This is a genomic window from Burkholderia sp. APQ4-4ca (assembly GCF_057837105.1).
Map to the genome: position 1 here is coordinate 71,797 of NZ_JBYQCG010000097.1, position 15,274 is coordinate 87,070.

The following is a 15,274-nucleotide window of genomic DNA, read 5'->3' on the forward strand; positions in this document are numbered from 1 at the left end:
GTTCGTCGGGCCGCCGCCGCGTCAGCATCCGCCCGGGTGCGCGGCCGGGCCCGCATCGTGCTATGTTTTTACTATCGGCATCGGCCCGTCGCGGCCGGCGCCGCCCGGAATCGACGCACTTCGTGAGCGCTGCCATGTCCGACGCATCCCATACCCTCGGCTCGCAAGACCGCCTGGAGCTGCTTTGCTGGCTCACCTGCGGCAACCTCGGCGCGTTTTACCTGAACGAATCCTGGCCGGACGCCGCGTTCCAGGTCCAGGCCGCGCACCGCTGGCTCGACCGCCATCACCGCCAGGCCGACTGGCTCTCGGTCGCCCGGCTCGCGGCGCTCGCGCAGGACATCGCGAAACGGCATGCGGGGTTCGTGGACGCGTCGTGGGCACGCGACGCGGTCGAGGAAATCGTCGATACCGACGATCTCGACTATCGGGCCAAACTCGTGCAGTGGGTGTACGAAGACTGCTGCAAGGCGCTCGCCGACAAGCGGCTGGCCGATTGAGCCGTGCCGGCGAAAACGGCCCGGTTCTTCTACGAATGGACCGGCACCCGGCTGCGTCCGGTCGGCACGTGTCCGCTGGCCATCGAGCCGGTTCGGTAACCGGCCCGGGCGACCCATGACATCCATTCACCTCAGTTTCGACGACGGCCCCGGCCCGTCGACGCCCGCGCTGCTCGACGTGCTGCGCGATGCGTCGTGCTCGGCGACCTTCTTCGTGCTCGGCAAGCACCTGGCCGGCGCGCGCGACGTCGCGACGCGAATCGCGCGCGAAGGCCACCGGCTCGGCAATCACACCTATTCGCATGCGAAGCCGGGCGCGCTCGCGGACGCCGCCTTGATCGACGAAATCGACACGACCGATGCGCTGATTCGCGACGTCTATCGCGGCGCCGGCGTTGCCGCACCGGATGCGATCCCGCTGCGGCTGCCGTACGGGTTGATGCCGCACGACGATCGCGCCGACGTGCTCGCGCGCCTGCGACGCGAACACACGGGCTGGACCGCGATACTGAACGACTGGCAACGGCCGGCGCCATCGCCGCAGGCGCTGCTCGACGCGATGTGCGCGCATATCGAAGCGTGCACGGCGCAGCATCGCGACGTGCTGTTCTGCCTGCATGACGGATCGCGGCACGGCGACGTGCGCCCCGACACGGTCGAAGCCGTGCGGCTGTTCCTGAACCGGCAGCGCTGACCCGACGATCGGCTAGCCCGCGGGCGCCGCCCCGTCCAGCAACTGGCGCCAGCCGCCAAGGAATCCGATGCCGGGCCCCGGCATCCACAGGCCGCGCTGCGCGGCTTCCAGATGGATCAGCGTCTGGTCCGCGCAGAACAGCGCCGTCAGCGTGTCGCGGTTGTCGCGCAGCCAATCGGGCGCCGCATCCGGCCGCGTCGCGGCATAAACGTGCAGGCAGGCCGTCCATCGCTCGCGGTCGAACACGAAGCTGTCGTCCCGGCCCGCATCGCGCGACAGCGCGAACGACGCAAAGGCCGCCTCGAGCCATTGCGCGCCCTGCCCTACATCGTCGAAATCGAGCACGCCGTTCACCGCGTTGCCGACATACAGCAGGTTGCCCGCGTGATAGTCGCCGTGCAGCCAATGCACCGGCCCCGCGAGCCACGACGCCGCCGCGTCGAGATGCGCGCCGATCCGCCGGATCACCGTGTCGTAGTCGCCGTGCAAGTCGGCCGGCAGCGACGGCATCGCGCGCGCCGCCACGCGCGCATGACGTGCGGACAGCCACGCGAGCGGCGCCGCTTTGCTGGCGGGTATCGCGGCCAGCGCCGTATGCAGATGCGCGAGCGTGCGCATTGCGTCGGTCGCCCCTGCGTGCGCGTCGTCCGGCAAGCCGGGGCGGCCGTCGATATGCTCGAACAGATGCAGCCAGCGTCCGTCCGGCATCCGCACGCCGGTTCGTGCATCGGCGGTCGGCCGTAGCCGCGGCAGCGCGGGCAGCCGCGACGCGGCGCGCGTCTCGCCAAGCTGACCGAGTATCGACGCCTCGCGCCGCATCTGTCCGACCGGCTTGCCGGACCACGACACGCGCAGCACCGTGCGCGCCGCATCGCACTCGACGAGATAGGTTTTGTTAGTATGGCCCGACGCCAGCGCGTGCAGGCGCGCCGGCCCGATGTTCCAGTACCGGTGTAGCCACGGCTCCAGCGTTTTCACGTCACTCCTACTCGTTGCATCGACCATGTCAGAGCGTCCTTCGGCCCGCATGCGGGACATCAACATCGAATGGCTGACCCGCGCCGCCGAATTCGGCCATCTGTTCCAGACCCGCTGGCTCGGCGAGCGCTTCTTCCATCTGCCCGGCGACATGCTCGCGCTGCAGGAACTGATCTGGCGCGAGCGCCCCGACTGCATCGTCCAGACCGGCATCGCGGCGGGCGGCGGCGTGGTGTTCACCGCGTCGATGCTGGAACTGGCCGGCAACCCCGGCCGCGTCGTCGCGATCGAGCCGCGCCTGCGCGACGAAGTCCGCCAGCGCCTGCAATCGCACCGGCTCGCCCATCGCATGGTGCTGATCGAAGGCGAATCGTGCGCGGCCGACACGCTCGCCTCGGTGCGGGCGCAGATCCACGACGGCGCGCGCGTGATGGCGATCCTCGATCTCACGCATACGCACGCCCACGTGCTGCGCGAACTCGAATGCTATGCGCCGTTCGTAACGCCCGGCAGCTACGCGATCGTGATGGACACCATCATGGAGTACCTGCCCGAGTCGATGTTCGACGGCAAACCATACGGCCGCGGCAACAACCCGGCCACGGCCGCACGCGAATTTCTCGCCCGCGACGACCGGTTCGACATCGATCACGACATCGAGGACCGCGTCCTCATGACGCTGTCGCCAGGCGGCTTCCTGAAGCGAGTGCGCTGATCAGGCGGGCGGCTTGCGCGGAGCCGTCGTGCGCGGCATAGCTGTCGCGGATTCGCGCCGCCTGCTCGCGCAACGATCCGGCACGCAACAGACGTTCGAGCGCATCGGTAATGGCCGCGACGCCGGCCTGCTGTAGATCGAGCACGCAGCCCGCGCCGGCCCGCTCGACGAAGTGCGCCGAATGGAACTGGTCGTTGCAGAACGGCGACAGCAGCATCGGCACGCCGCACGCGAGCGACTCCATCACCGAATTCGCGCCGCCGTGGCTGACGAACGCGTGCGTGCGCCGCAGCAGCGCCAGTTGCGGCGCGTAACGCACCGCGATCACGCGTTCGTCGCCGGCCGGCAGCCGATCCGAATCGATCAGTTCGCCGACCGACAGCACCAGTTGCGCCGACGTCGCACGCGTCGCGTCGATCACCTTCGCGAACACCTCCGGGTGGTAGTAAAGCTGGCTGCCGAGCGACATGTAGACGAGCGGACGATCCGTGTCGACGCGTTCCCACGGAAATGCCGTCTCGTCGCCGCGCGGGCCCGACGGCATGGCAGGGCCGACCAGTTCGACACCGGGCGGCGGCGTGCCGACCAGCGCGTCGGTCGTGAATGCGAGCGTCAGGTGCGGCGACAGCACGTCGCAACCGCGAAAGCGTGCGTCGAGGCCGTAGCGCGCGAACAGGCGCGTGCGTTCCGGTTCGAGCCAGCGCACCGTGCGCAGCAGCTCCGAATCGAGATCGTCCGGCAGCACCGGATTCAGCGAATTCGACATCGACACCCACGGCAGCCCTTCCAGCTCGGCCGCAATCGCCGCCGCATACAGCAGCGGGTCGATCACGACCACGTCGGGCCGCCATTCGCGCAGCACCGCGCGGATACCGTCCACCTGCGCGGGCGCGAGGTCGATCAGCAGCGTCCGGATCCAGTGCCGCAGCCAATCGGCGTCGCGAATGTTCGCGGCGAAGCTCGCGCCGCGCGACAGGTCGTGGCGCTCGGGCGTCTCGCGCGGCCCGACGAACGCGAAGTCGCCGGCGCCGTCGAGCTGTGCGCTGATGTCGGCCGGCGCATAGAACGCGACGTCGCAGCCGGCGGCGCGCAGATGCTGGGCCGGGCCGATGCACGGATTGACGTGACCCTTCTCGGGCACCACGCAGAACAGGATGCGTTTCATGAGCGGCTCAGGCTGGGCGATGCGCGACATCGGGGTGAAGACGATCGAGATGATCGAGGATCAGTGTCAGCGTCGTCCACAGCACGCGTTCGGTATCCGTCTGCAAAGCGGGGGCGCCAACGCCGAACGTGTCGGCCAGCGCATGCGTGCGGTCGCGATCGAGCAGCGTCGCGAGATCCATCGCCGGCGCGAGGCGCCCGCGCTTCGGGCCGCGCACGAGACGCTCCGGCAGGTTCAGGCGCGCACCGAGCTCGCGCAGGCACTGCTTGTCCGGGTCGGGCGCGAGGCTCGTCAGATGCGCGACGACGGCGGCGTCGACGAACGGCGGATGCAGGTCGACCGACGCCTCGTCGAACAACGCGTGGCACAGCGGCAGATAGTTGGCCGACCGGTCGCGGCGCAACACCTGATCCGCGCCGTCGCCGGTAATCGCCACCTCGACGCCGTCCGCCGCCATCGCGTCGGCCAGCAGCAGTTTCGCGACCGGATGCAGATTGAACATCGGCTCCTCGACCGCATACGTCGTTCTCGGCAGCGCCGCGATGAAATCGGCTTCGTTCGCGCGCACGATCTTCACGCTCGCCTGCATCTGCGCGGCGAGTTCGAGCGCCGCGTCGCGTTCGCAGTAATCGGGCATGTCGGTCGCGAGGATGTAGGCCGTCACGTGCCGCAGCGCGCCCAGTTCGCGCAGCAACGCGAGCAGCAGCGCCGAATCGAGCCCGCCGCTCAGCGCCAGCGCGACCCGCTTGCCGCTGTCGAGCACGCGTTGCAGCGACGCGCGCAGCACGGTGTCGAGATCGGCAGGCTGCGGCCGCTCGGGCGCCGGCTGCGCCGTCAGCCCTTGCGGCGACCGGATCAGTGCGTGGCCGGGCGGCACCGCGCGCACGTCGCGCAGCACGGTGCGGCCGACGAGGCGCTCGCCGCTCAGGTAGCCCGCGATGGCAGCCGTATCCGGCGCGCCGGCCGGTTGCCCCGCCGCCCGCAATACGGCGCGGATGCCGGACGCCGACACGCCACTGCGCGGATGGTAGTGCAGACGATCGAAACCGAACGGGTCGCGCGTGCCGACGATCATGGATAACGAGCCTTCAAGGTGTCCACTTCAATGCGTTTGAGGACGCGATGCGGCGCCACCGGTGCGCTGCCGCCCTGGCAATACAGGCACGCTTCGAGCGGCGTCTCGCGTTGCAGATAGGCAAGCATCGCGTCGAGCATGCCCGCGTCGTCGCGCAGCGCCAGGCCGTCGGCCTGGAAATCCTTCTCGCCCTTGTACAGCGTATGGAAATGCGCGGGCCGCGTGCACGTGTAGAACATGCCGTCGCGAATCATATGGCAGCGCTCGCGAATCCAGCATCGTGATACAGGCGCCGGGCTTCGTCGCGATCCGTGCCGGGCTGCGCGCGGTTCATCGTCGTGAACACGTCCTGCACCTTCCAGTTCAGCCGCACGTCGAAGCGCGCGGCCTGACGCTCGACATGCGCGATCAGGTCGGCGGAAAGCGCGGGTTTCGGATAGCGCGAGATCGTCAGCGCATCCACTGCCTGCCAGAACGCGTCGGGCATCTCGCCGAGCTTCAAGCCGTTCGTCGTGACCGAGATCACGGGCGCGATGCCGGTGCCGCGCACGCGTTCGACGAGCTCGACGAGCGCCGGATGCAGCAACGGTTCGCCGCCGACCAGCTTGAACATGCGCGGGCGGAGCACCTTCGCGGCCTTGCGCAAATCGGCTTCGATCGATTCGGGGCTCGCGTACCACTCCGGCAACAGCGGTGACAGCGAGCAGCATTCCGCGCAGGTCAGATTGCAGTGATCGACGATATGCGCTTCCAGCGAGCGCGTCTGGACACGCCCGTCCTCGACGCGGTAATCGCGATCCAGCGGCGGCGGAAACACGTGCTGCCGCTCGCCGGCTTGCGGCGGATTCGGAATCTTGTTCGGGTTCGCACTCACATCAGCTTCCTGTTTCCACGCAACGGGAAAAGAAATCTATCAGAAGGCCACGCGCGTCCGCCATCGCGGACGCCATCGTCACCGCGCCGTTCAGGTGCGACGCGAAGCGCGACGGATCGTCGAGCCAGCCCTGCACGATCCACAGCTTGAGCGCGTGCTGCACGCATGCGGCATCGACCGCCCATGCGATGTGCGCCGGGTTCACCGGCCGCACGCGCCGGTATGCACGCACGAACGCTTGCGCGAGGTGCGGCGCTTCCAGCGGCAAATGATTCAGGCAGCGCACCAGTTCGTATTCGCGCGGCGCGCCGATCGACGCTTCCCAGTCGACGATCAACGGCGGCAGCGTGCCCGTGAACAGATAGTTGAACTGGTTGTAGTCGTTGTGGATCGGGTGCTGCGGATCGTCGGCCGGAAACGCATCGATGCTGCCGGGATAGTAGCGGTCGAGCATGCGCAGCGCGAGATCGACGTAGCGGCGCAGGTTCGCGGAGGCGGCGGCGTTCGCATCGGCTCGATCGAGTGCGTCCAGCAAATTGCGGCGTACCGCATCCGCATCGATCGAGGTCAGCCGCGCGCCGATCGTATCGAGCGACGGCAGATGCAGTCGTTCGAGGCTCACGTGCAACGCGGCCAGGCTCGCACCGAGCGCATCCCATTCGGCTGGCGAGAACGTATCGTAGGTCTTGAATTGCCCGGCTTCCCAGCGCGTCAGCATCGCATGGGAATTTTGTCCCGACCAAAGCGATTCGCCGGACGTCGTGCGCTTCAGCGTCTGCACATGGAAACGGGTATCGCCGTGCGTTTCGAGATGCGTGAGGACGGCGGTTTCCTTGAGCGCGCGCGCATGGTGTTCAAGCGCATAGAGCTTGACCGCCACGCCCGTGCCGCTGTTGGTCGGCAAATGCCATACCCGTTCGCTGACCTGCGTCGGCGGCCCGCCGCGACCGAACCCGTAGGCGTCGCGAATCTCGTCGAAGGTGACGGCGAGCGCATCCATTCAGATGTGCTCGGCCGGCCCGTGCCGATACGGATGACCGGTCAGGAACGTGTTGTGTCCGACGTAGCGCAGCTTGTACATCGCCGGCCGGAACAACACCGACGGATCGTTGTTCGCGATGCCGAGCAGCGGGTACAGGTCATGTCGCACGAAGAACGCGTTGTTGCCCATGTCGTCGCAGCACACGAGCTCATAGCCTTTCCGGCGGCCGAGGTGCACGAGCGATTCGAGGCTCGCGCCGTAATAGGTCGAACCGTCCCATTCGTGGTCCGGATTGAAGCACATGACCCAGCGCTCGGGCGGCGTGTAGTACGGGTTGTATTCGATCACGACGATGCGCGGCTGGAACGCCTGCAGGCCGCGCCACACCCAGTAGTCGTTGCCGTCGATGTCGATCGACAGCAGGTCGAAGTCGGTCGGTACGTTCGCATCGGCGAGCAATTGATCGACCGTATCGGGCTGGACGCGATCGTGATGCAGGCGGACGCGCTCCACACCCGCGTAGTGGGCGGCGAGCTTGCCGAACCGGTATGCACTGCCTTCCACCAGTACGCCGGCCCAATCCTGTTCGCGCAGCAATCGCGCGGTATTGCTGTTGCGCAGGCCGTCGCTCGCGCCGATGTCGACGCAGAAACGGTTGGTCGGCACGATCCGCTCCATCAGGCGGGACAGGATGCCCTCCTCGGTGCCCTGCGCGTACAGGCTGGGCGCAAGGCCGGACAGGTCGAGCGGGCGAGGATGGTCCTGCATCGAAGGCGGCTCCGGGGCGAAATGGGGAATGATGCGGGTATTGGGTGGGTAATTTACCTGAAGTCGATTCAGCAGAGGAAACTGGAATGCGCGGCGCGGACGGTTTTGCCGCGGCGACATGAAAAAGCCCGCAGCGACATGGCTGTCGATGCGGGCCTGTAGCGCTTCCGGCGGTTCGCTCCGTGCGGCGATGCCTAAGCTCGACTCACGGCCGGAGGAAACCTGAGGACACTTACTCCTGCCCCTGACTCGTCAGGAACTCCTCGTAATTCCCGCCGAAGTCGAACAGCGTGCCGTCCGTCTTCACTTCGATGATCCGGTTCGCCAGCCCGCTCACGAACTCGCGGTCGTGCGACACGAAGATCAGCGTGCCTTCGAACTGCTCGAGCGCGATCTGCAGCGACTCGATCGATTCCATGTCCATGTGGTTGGTCGGCTCGTCCATCAGCAGCACGTTGTGGCGGCCCAGCATCAGCTTGCCCCAGATCATGCGGCCCTTCTCGCCGCCCGACAGCACCTTCACCGACTTCTTGATGTCGTCCGACGAGAACAGCAGGCGGCCCAGCGTGCCGCGCACCATCGTTTCGTCGTCGCCGTCCTTGCGGTACTGGTCGATCCAGTCCATCAGCGTGATGTCGTTCGGGAATTCCTCGTACGTGTCCTGCGGCATGTAGCCGACATTCGCGTTCTCGGACCACTTCACCGTGCCGTGATCGAGCGGCAGCGCGCCGAGTAGCGAACGCAGCAGCGTCGTCTTGCCCGCGCCGTTCTCGCCGATGATCGCGATGCGCTCGCCCGGCTGCACCGACAGGTTGAAGTTCTGGAAGATCGTGCGCTCGTACTTCTTCGTGATCTCTTCGGCGACCACCGCGACGTTGTGCAGCTTCTTCTCGAACTCGAAGCGGATGAACGGGTTCTGGCGCGACGACGGCTTGAATTCCTCGATCTTGATCTTGTCGATCTGCTTCGCACGGCTGGTGGCCTGACGCGCCTTCGACTTGTTCGCCGAGAAGCGGCGCACGAAGTCCTGCAGTTCGGCCACGCGCTCCTTCGCCCGTGCGTTCGCCGCGGCCTGGCGCTCGCGCGCCTGTGCCGATGCGAGCATGTAGTCGTCGTAGTTGCCCGGCCAGACCTTCAGCGTGCCGAAGTCCATGTCGGCCATGTGCGTGCACACCGAGTTCAGGAAGTGACGATCGTGCGAGATGATGATCATCGTCGAGTTGTACTCGTTGAGCGTGTGCTCGAGCCAACGGATCGAGTTGATGTCGAGGTTGTTGGTCGGTTCGTCGAGCAGCAGCACGTCCGGCTTCGAGAACAGCGCCTGCGCGAGCAGCACGCGCAGCTTCCAGCCCGGCGCGACGTCGGCCATCGTGCCGTTGTGGAACTTCTCCTCGATGCCGATGCCGAGCAGCAGCGCCCCCGCGCGCGCTTCGGCGTCGTAGCCGCCGTATTCGGCGAACTTGCCTTCGAGCTCGGCCGCGTGCATGTAGTCGTCGTCGGTCGCTTCCGGGTTCGCGTAGATCGCGTCACGCTCGGTCATCGCGGCCCACATCTCGGTGTGGCCCATCATCACGACGTCGAGCACGCGCACGTCTTCGTACGCGAACTGGTCCTGGCGCAGCTTGCCCAGGCGGACGTTCGGCTCCAGCGCGACGTTGCCGGCGCTCGGCTCGAGGTCGCCGCCGAGGATCTTCATGAAGGTCGACTTGCCACAGCCGTTCGCGCCGATCAGACCGTAGCGGTTGCCCTCGCCGAATTTGACCGAGATATTCTCGAACAAGGGCTTCGGCCCGAATTGCATCGTGATGTTGGCAGTAGAAAGCACGGCAGGTCCCGTTAAGAGAGAAATCGACGGAAAACCGTGTATTTTAGCAGGTGTCGGAGAAACTGCCGACCGCCCCGCCCCGGCGGCCCATTCGCGGCTCTCGCACCCGCCGCCGGGCGGCCCGTCAACATGACGGCACGCGACTCACCGCCGTCTCACCGGAACCCCGCATGCTCGCCAGCCAGCTTCGCGAACAACTCGTCGGCGCATGGCGCCTCGTGTCGTACGAAATCCGCCCGCGCGACGGGAGTACCGTCACCTATCCGCTCGGCCGCGACGCGCGCGGCTGGATCCTCTACACGCCCGACGGCTACATGTCCGCGCAGCTGATGGCGGCCGGCCGCCCGCCCTACGCGGACGGCGACCTGCAGGGCGGCAGCATCGAGGAGCGCGCGGCCGCGGCGCACGGCTACATCGCGTATTCAGGCCCCTTCAACGTCGACGACGACGGCACCTTGACCCATGAAATGGACGTCAGCCTGTATCCGAACTGGATCGGCAACGTCCAGCAGCGTGTCGTCAGCCTGGACGGCGACCGGCTGCAGCTCGGCACCGCCGGACCGGTGCGGATCGCCGGCCGGGAGGTCGAACCGGTGATCGTCTGGGCGCGCGCCCGCCGCTGAGCACAGCGCGGCCGACGCCCGGCCAGGCGCGGCAACGACGTCAAGCCCGCCCGGCAGCGCATGCCGCTCCCGCGGCTGCGCGTCACTTGCCGGCTTTCTTGGCCGCCTTCTGCGCCGCCTGCGCCTTCATCTGCCCGAACAGTTCCGAGCACGGCACGTCGCGGTTGTTGCTCGGCGCGATCAGCGGGATCAGCGCCGCGAACGGGTTGACCAGCCCGAGCCCGACCATCGCGCCGGCGCGCAGCGCGAGCGCGCCCGCATCGACGCCGACCTTCGGGTTCTTGAACGTGCCCTTCGCATACAACGGCGAGCGCAGCGAGAAAATCCGGAAGCCCTTCGTGTGCGGATGGATCTTCAGGTCCAGCGATTCATCGCGCAGGTTGATCGGGCCGTCGACGTTGATCAGCGCATCGTCGGTATCGAGCGCGAACACCTTCGGGTCGAGCATGCCGTCGTTCGCCACGAAGTCGATCGCCGCGCAGTTGATGTTGACGTCGCGGTTGCCGAACAGCTTCTCGTAGACGACGTTCGCGACGTTCAACCCCGCCGCCTCCATCAGCAAGCGGCTGATGCGGCCGTTGGTGATCAGCGCCTTCACCTCGCCGGTCGACGTCCCGGCGAGCGCGGCCGGCGAATTGCCGGTCGCCGACAGCGACGCGTCGCCGTTGATCTCGCCGAGCGCCGTTTGCATCACCTTCTGCGTCGGGAACAGTTGCTTGAGCTTCAGGTGGCGTGCGCTCAGCGTGAAGTGCCCCTTGAGCGGCGTGCGGCTGCCGTCGAGACGCGCGTTCGTCGCGAGCGTGCCGCCCGCCACGCCGAACTGCAGCGGCTCGAGCGTCAGCACGCCGTCCTGCAGCAGGATATGCGTGTACAGGTCGGTGATCGGCAACTGCGGGCTCTTGATCAGCTTGCGGCCGGTGAACTTCACGTCCGCATCGATCGCGCTCCACCGTTCGGTGCGGAACGCCGCAACCGGCAGCACGCGGTCGGGCGGCTGGCGCGTCGTGTCGCCGCGCTTCTTCTTGCTCGCGGCCGAATCGGCGCCGATCACCGGCGCGAGGTCGGAGAACTGCAGCAGGTTCGACACGAGTTCGCCCGACAGCTTCGGACGCGGCTCGCGCTGCGCCCACGTGAGCGTGCCGCCGAGATCGCTGCCGCCCACCCGGCCGTTGAAGTTCTCGTAGCGGAACGTGCTCGCGTTCGGCTTGAGGTTGCCGATCAAGCGCCCTTCGGTCGCGTAAGGCGGCGTATCGGGCAGCGTGATGCCGGTGAGCTGGTAAAGGTGCGACATCGACGTGCCCTGCAGCCACAGCCGCAGGTCGAGCGCCGCGAGATGCGTCGGGTCGGTCAGCGTGCCGACGATCGCGAGCCGCGTATCGCCGGCCTTCACGTCGGCCTGCAGCGGGAACGGCCGCGTCGTGTCCTGGATCGCGAGCACGCCGCCGACCTTGCCGGTGCCGCTGATCGGCACGTTCTTGTAGCGACCGTCGAACTTGAGTCCGAATGCATAGGTCGGCCCGGACGGCTTCGCGGGCGCCGCGGCTCCGCTCGCGCCGGACGCGGTGGAGGCCGCCGACGCGGAAGACGCGGACGAAGCGGATGCACCCGACGAACCGGAAGCCGCCGAAGCAACGACGCTCGCAGCCGCCCCCCCCGAGGCCGCAGCCGCACTCGCCCCCGACGCCCCCGACGCGGCTTGCGCATCGGCCTTCGCGCCCAGTTGCGCGGCGCCGTGCTTGCCCACGCGCTGCGCCGACGCCGCACGCGACGTCTGCTCCTGTTCCTTCAGCACGTCGCCGAGCGGAATCGGCTGGCCGAGCGTATCGATCGCGACGGTCAGATCGGCCTTCGTGATCGCGTCGCGATACGTGACGGTGCCTTTCGCGAACCCGAAGCTGTCGAGCCGCACCTTCCACCGCGAAGGCTGCGACGATTGCTTGAACTGGAAGGTCCACGTATTGCTGCCGTCCGCGCGCCGTTCGAGATCCACGGCGGGATTGACGACGTCGATCGACGGGATGACGATCTCATGCGCAAACAGCGGCAGGATTGCGAGATCGAAGTGCGCGGCATCGAGCGTGACGAACTTGGGCGCCTGTGCCCAGTCGGGATTGCCGATCTCGAGTTGCGTGGCCGAGAAGCTCGGCCAGGGCACCCATGCACGCCAGCCGGTCTCGCCATCGGGGCGACGCCAGCCGACCTTGAGATCGCCGTTGATCGCAAACGGGCGACCGAGCGCGGTACTCACCTGTTCGTTGACCCACGGTTTCGCGCGGTTCCAGTCGAACGTGAAAATAAAGATGCCGGCCGCCGCGATGAGCACCGCGACGATACCGACGATCCATGCAGCCGATTTGCCGATGGCTCGGGTTAGCGTCATGGCGGTTCCGTTGTTGTTCTGAAGCGTTGCCGCACCATGCCGGGCCGCTAGCGTGGACGAACGGCGCACGACAACTGCGGCTTTTCACTCGGTATTATGGCGCACGACATGGCGGCCTTTCGGCGCCATTAACGCTTTTTTTCACTTTTGCCATGACCTCTCCCACCGGCCTCATCGACGCACAGCACATCACGCGGCGCGACGCCAGCAGCGGCAAGACGCTGCTCGCCCCGACCGATTTCAGCCTCGCCGCGGGATCGCGAATTGCTATCACCGGACCATCCGGATCGGGCAAGAGCGTGCTGCTGCGCGCGCTCGCGCTGCTCGATCCGCTCGACGGCGGTCACGTCCTGTGGCGCGGCCGCCGGATCCGGCGCAGCGCGATTCCGCGCTATCGGCGCAGCATCGCCTATGTCCGCCAGCGCCCCGCGCAGATGGACGGCACCGTCGAATCGCAGTTGCGCTACCCGTACTCGCTCGCGATCTATCGCGACGTCGCGTTCGATCGCGCCCGCGCCGAAGCGCTCGCCGCGCAGGCCGGCCGCGGCGCCGATTTTCTCGACAAGCGCGCGAGCGACCTGTCCGGCGGCGAAGCGCAGATCACCGCGCTGCTACGCGTGCTGCAGCTCGATCCCGACGTGCTGCTGCTCGACGAGCCGACCTCCGCGCTCGATCCCGAATCGGCGCGCGCGATCGAAGCGCTCGTCGAGGCATGGTTCGACGCGGCGCCCGATGCCCGCGCCTACATGTGGATCTCGCACGATCCGGCCCAGGCCGCGCGAATCGGCACGATGCGGCTCGTGATGCAGGCCGGCGTCCTGCATGCGGCCAACCCGACGGAGGCGGCGCAATGAGCCCGGCCCTGCAGGATCTGAGCCTCGTCGACGTCGGCATCGCCGCCGCGCTCGTCGCCGTCAACGGCGCGATCTCGGCGGCGCTGTCGCTCGGCCTCGGCCGCAAGCTCGCGCTCGCGGCGGTGCGCACCGTCGTGCAGTTGCTCGCGATCGGCTACGTGCTCGGCTGGGTGTTCGGCCATCCGCACTGGTACGTCGTGCTGCCGCTCACCGCGCTGATGACGCTGATCGCCGGTTTCGCAGGCGCAGGGCGCGGCAAGCGCACGTACCGCGGCCAGCGCATCGACAGCATCGCGTCGATCTGGTTCAGCAGCTGGTTCGTCGCGGCGGTCGGGCTGTTCGTCGTGATCCGCATCCATCCGTGGTTCGCGCCGCAATACGCGATCCCGATCCTCGGGATGATTCTCGGCAATACGCTGACGGGCGTGTCGCTCGGCGTCGAGCGGATGATGGAAGAACTCACGGCGCGCCGCGATCGCGTCGAGACCGCGCTCGCACTGGGCGCGACGCGCTGGGAAGCCGCGCAGGACGCCGCGCGCCAGGCCGTGCGGGCGGGCATGCTGCCGACGCTGAACCAGATGGCGGTGGTCGGCGTCGTGAGCCTGCCGGGGATGATGACGGGCCAGGTGCTGGCCGGCCAGTCGCCGCTGCAGGCCGTGCGCTACCAGATCGTGATCATGTTCCTGATCGCGGCGGCCTCGGCGCTGGGCACCGTCGGCGCGGTGCTGATGACCTATCGCCGGCTGTTCTCCGCCGATCACCGCTTTCTCGCGTCGCGGCTCGAAGAGCGCGCGCACTGACGCGCGGCGGCGGCACATCGGGCAACCGGCGCGATCAATGCGCGCGGCGTCGCTTGCCGATTGCCTGTCGAAGGGCGGCCGCGATATCCGCGTCGGGCGCGAGCCGTCGACCGATGCGACGAGCCGCACCGCGCGCGGCGTCGTCACATAGGCCTGTGCGCCGACGTAGCCGCCGCTGCGGGCCGAGCGCGGAATGTCGTGACGGCAAGGAAAGGATGCCGGCGAGCATAACGTGACATCCGCAGACGTCACGCATCGCCTCTGCACGGTCGGCGCACCATGCCGCGAAACGGGTGGCGCAAGCGCATTGCAGCAGCGGCGCCGCACGACGCGCTCGCGTGCGGCCCTGCCCGCCGCCCACCGAACCGGTTGCGCGCGCACCGGACGAAACGCCGGCCCGCGCGCGCCGCTCAATGCTTGATCGACACCGTCACCTTGGTGCCGTCGCTCATCGTCACGGCCTTCGACCCGCCGTTGGTCGGAATCGACACCCACTTCACCTGGCTCACCGACACGACGTCCGGACACTGCAGCGACTTGCCGCCGGCCGTCACGCTGCGCGTGCCCTTCGGCGCGGCCGCCTGGAAGCTCAACTGCACGTTCGCGACACCCTTCGCGTCGACCGACGGCGCGAGCCGCACCTGGGTCTGCCGCACCATCGCGCCGTTCGCGTCGCGCGGCAGGTTGTCGGCGTTCGGGCAACCGTCCGGCATCGCGACCGCACCGCTCGGCGGTACCGACTTCCAGTTGAAATCGTCCGTCTCGCCCGAGCGGATCTTGCGGGTCTCCTGCGTATTGCCGAAGGTCTTCGAGTCGACCTTGACGGTGTATTCGAGCTGTCCCGTCCCGCCGCCCTTCAGGCTGCCCTTGACCGGCGGCGCCGCGAATACGCTCGCGCTGACGCACGCCGCCGCGAACACGACCGACCACGATGCGGCGACCGACAAGCTGCGTTGGCTCATGCTGACCTCCTTGTCATGCGGCGGCACGCGCGTGCCGCGCGGTTTTAGATGCATGATGCGTTGCCAGTCTACCGCCAAG

14 protein-coding genes and 2 pseudogenes are annotated in these 15,274 nt (G+C 67.8%); 6 read left to right on the forward strand and 10 right to left on the reverse strand.

What is annotated here, in order from left to right; all coding sequences use genetic code 11:
- Window positions 1–134 precede the first annotated feature (134 nt).
- Together AC3IFE_RS11155 and AC3IFE_RS11160 are read left to right on the forward strand one after the other, a co-directional pair.
- Window positions 135–500: a hypothetical protein gene (locus tag AC3IFE_RS11155; protein WP_006488152.1), complete on the forward strand. Its 366-nt coding sequence runs from the start codon at window positions 135–137 to the stop codon at window positions 498–500.
- Between the two features lie 115 nt (window positions 501–615).
- Entirely contained in the window at window positions 616–1,194 is a 579-nt protein-coding gene (locus tag AC3IFE_RS11160; protein WP_489190549.1) for a polysaccharide deacetylase family protein, read from the forward strand.
- Between the two features lie 12 nt (window positions 1,195–1,206).
- Here AC3IFE_RS11160 and AC3IFE_RS11165 read toward each other — a convergent pair whose 3' ends face one another.
- On the reverse strand, window positions 1,207–2,172 hold the full coding sequence (locus tag AC3IFE_RS11165; protein ID WP_489190550.1) for a phosphotransferase: 966 nt from the start codon (window positions 2,170–2,172) through the stop codon (window positions 1,207–1,209).
- Window positions 2,173–2,197: 25 nt separating this feature from the next.
- On the opposite strand from AC3IFE_RS11165, the gene AC3IFE_RS11170 reads away from it, so the two are divergent.
- Complete coding sequence (locus AC3IFE_RS11170; protein WP_489190551.1) at window positions 2,198–2,887, forward strand: cephalosporin hydroxylase family protein; 690 nt, start codon at window positions 2,198–2,200, stop codon at window positions 2,885–2,887.
- Here the strand turns inward: AC3IFE_RS11170 and AC3IFE_RS11175 are convergent.
- From AC3IFE_RS11175 to AC3IFE_RS11200, 6 genes and pseudogenes are all read right to left on the reverse strand, one after another.
- Entirely contained in the window at window positions 2,844–4,052 is a 1,209-nt protein-coding gene (locus tag AC3IFE_RS11175; RefSeq protein WP_489190552.1) for a glycosyltransferase, read from the reverse strand. The genes AC3IFE_RS11170 and AC3IFE_RS11175 overlap by 44 nt on opposite strands.
- Before the next feature lie 7 nt (window positions 4,053–4,059).
- Window positions 4,060–5,127 (reverse strand): asparagine synthase-related protein, encoded by a 1,068-nt coding sequence (locus AC3IFE_RS11180; protein ID WP_489190553.1) that lies wholly within the window; start codon window positions 5,125–5,127, stop codon window positions 4,060–4,062.
- Window positions 5,124–6,001: pseudogene (locus AC3IFE_RS11185) on the reverse strand (radical SAM protein). Before AC3IFE_RS11185 ends, AC3IFE_RS11180 begins: the two are co-directional and overlap by 4 nt.
- A 1-nt stretch (window position 6,002) precedes the next feature.
- The gene (locus AC3IFE_RS11190; protein ID WP_489190554.1) at window positions 6,003–7,001 is read right to left on the reverse strand and encodes a phosphotransferase enzyme family protein; all 999 of its coding nucleotides are present in this window, start codon (window positions 6,999–7,001) and stop codon (window positions 6,003–6,005) included.
- Window positions 7,002–7,751, reverse strand: coding sequence for an FkbM family methyltransferase (locus AC3IFE_RS11195; protein ID WP_489190555.1), 750 nt, complete (start codon window positions 7,749–7,751; stop codon window positions 7,002–7,004).
- A 232-nt stretch (window positions 7,752–7,983) separates the two neighbouring features.
- Window positions 7,984–9,576 carry an ABC-F family ATPase gene (locus AC3IFE_RS11200; protein WP_006485248.1) on the reverse strand — a complete coding sequence of 531 codons (1,593 nt, stop codon included), beginning with the start codon at window positions 9,574–9,576 and terminating at the stop codon, window positions 7,984–7,986.
- A 170-nt stretch (window positions 9,577–9,746) separates the two neighbouring features.
- Here AC3IFE_RS11200 and AC3IFE_RS11205 point away from each other — a divergent pair, with 170 nt between their 5' ends.
- On the forward strand, window positions 9,747–10,199 hold the full coding sequence (locus AC3IFE_RS11205; protein ID WP_089467544.1) for a lipocalin-like domain-containing protein: 453 nt from the start codon (window positions 9,747–9,749) through the stop codon (window positions 10,197–10,199).
- 82 nt (window positions 10,200–10,281) lie between these two features.
- On the opposite strand, the gene AC3IFE_RS11210 is transcribed toward AC3IFE_RS11205, so the two are convergent.
- Window positions 10,282–12,579: an AsmA family protein gene (locus AC3IFE_RS11210; RefSeq protein WP_489190556.1), complete on the reverse strand. Its 2,298-nt coding sequence runs from the start codon at window positions 12,577–12,579 to the stop codon at window positions 10,282–10,284.
- A 152-nt stretch (window positions 12,580–12,731) separates the two neighbouring features.
- Between AC3IFE_RS11210 and AC3IFE_RS11215 the strand changes: the two genes are divergently transcribed.
- A complete protein-coding gene (locus AC3IFE_RS11215) occupies window positions 12,732–13,433 on the forward strand; it encodes an ABC transporter ATP-binding protein (protein WP_489190557.1) in 702 nt (233 codons plus the stop codon).
- On the forward strand, window positions 13,430–14,233 hold the full coding sequence (locus AC3IFE_RS11220) for an ABC transporter permease (RefSeq protein ID WP_089467547.1): 804 nt from the start codon (window positions 13,430–13,432) through the stop codon (window positions 14,231–14,233). Before AC3IFE_RS11215 ends, AC3IFE_RS11220 begins: the two co-directional genes overlap by 4 nt.
- 34 nt (window positions 14,234–14,267) lie before the next feature.
- Here the strand turns inward: AC3IFE_RS11220 and AC3IFE_RS11225 are convergent.
- Together AC3IFE_RS11225 and AC3IFE_RS11230 are read right to left on the reverse strand one after the other, a co-directional pair.
- Window positions 14,268–14,422 (reverse strand): annotated as a pseudogene (locus AC3IFE_RS11225) (PliI family lysozyme inhibitor of I-type lysozyme); the annotation flags it as partial.
- 221 nt (window positions 14,423–14,643) lie between these two features.
- Complete coding sequence (locus tag AC3IFE_RS11230; RefSeq protein ID WP_489190558.1) at window positions 14,644–15,195, reverse strand: DUF6013 family protein; 552 nt, start codon at window positions 15,193–15,195, stop codon at window positions 14,644–14,646.
- Between the last annotated feature and the right edge of the window lie 79 nt (window positions 15,196–15,274).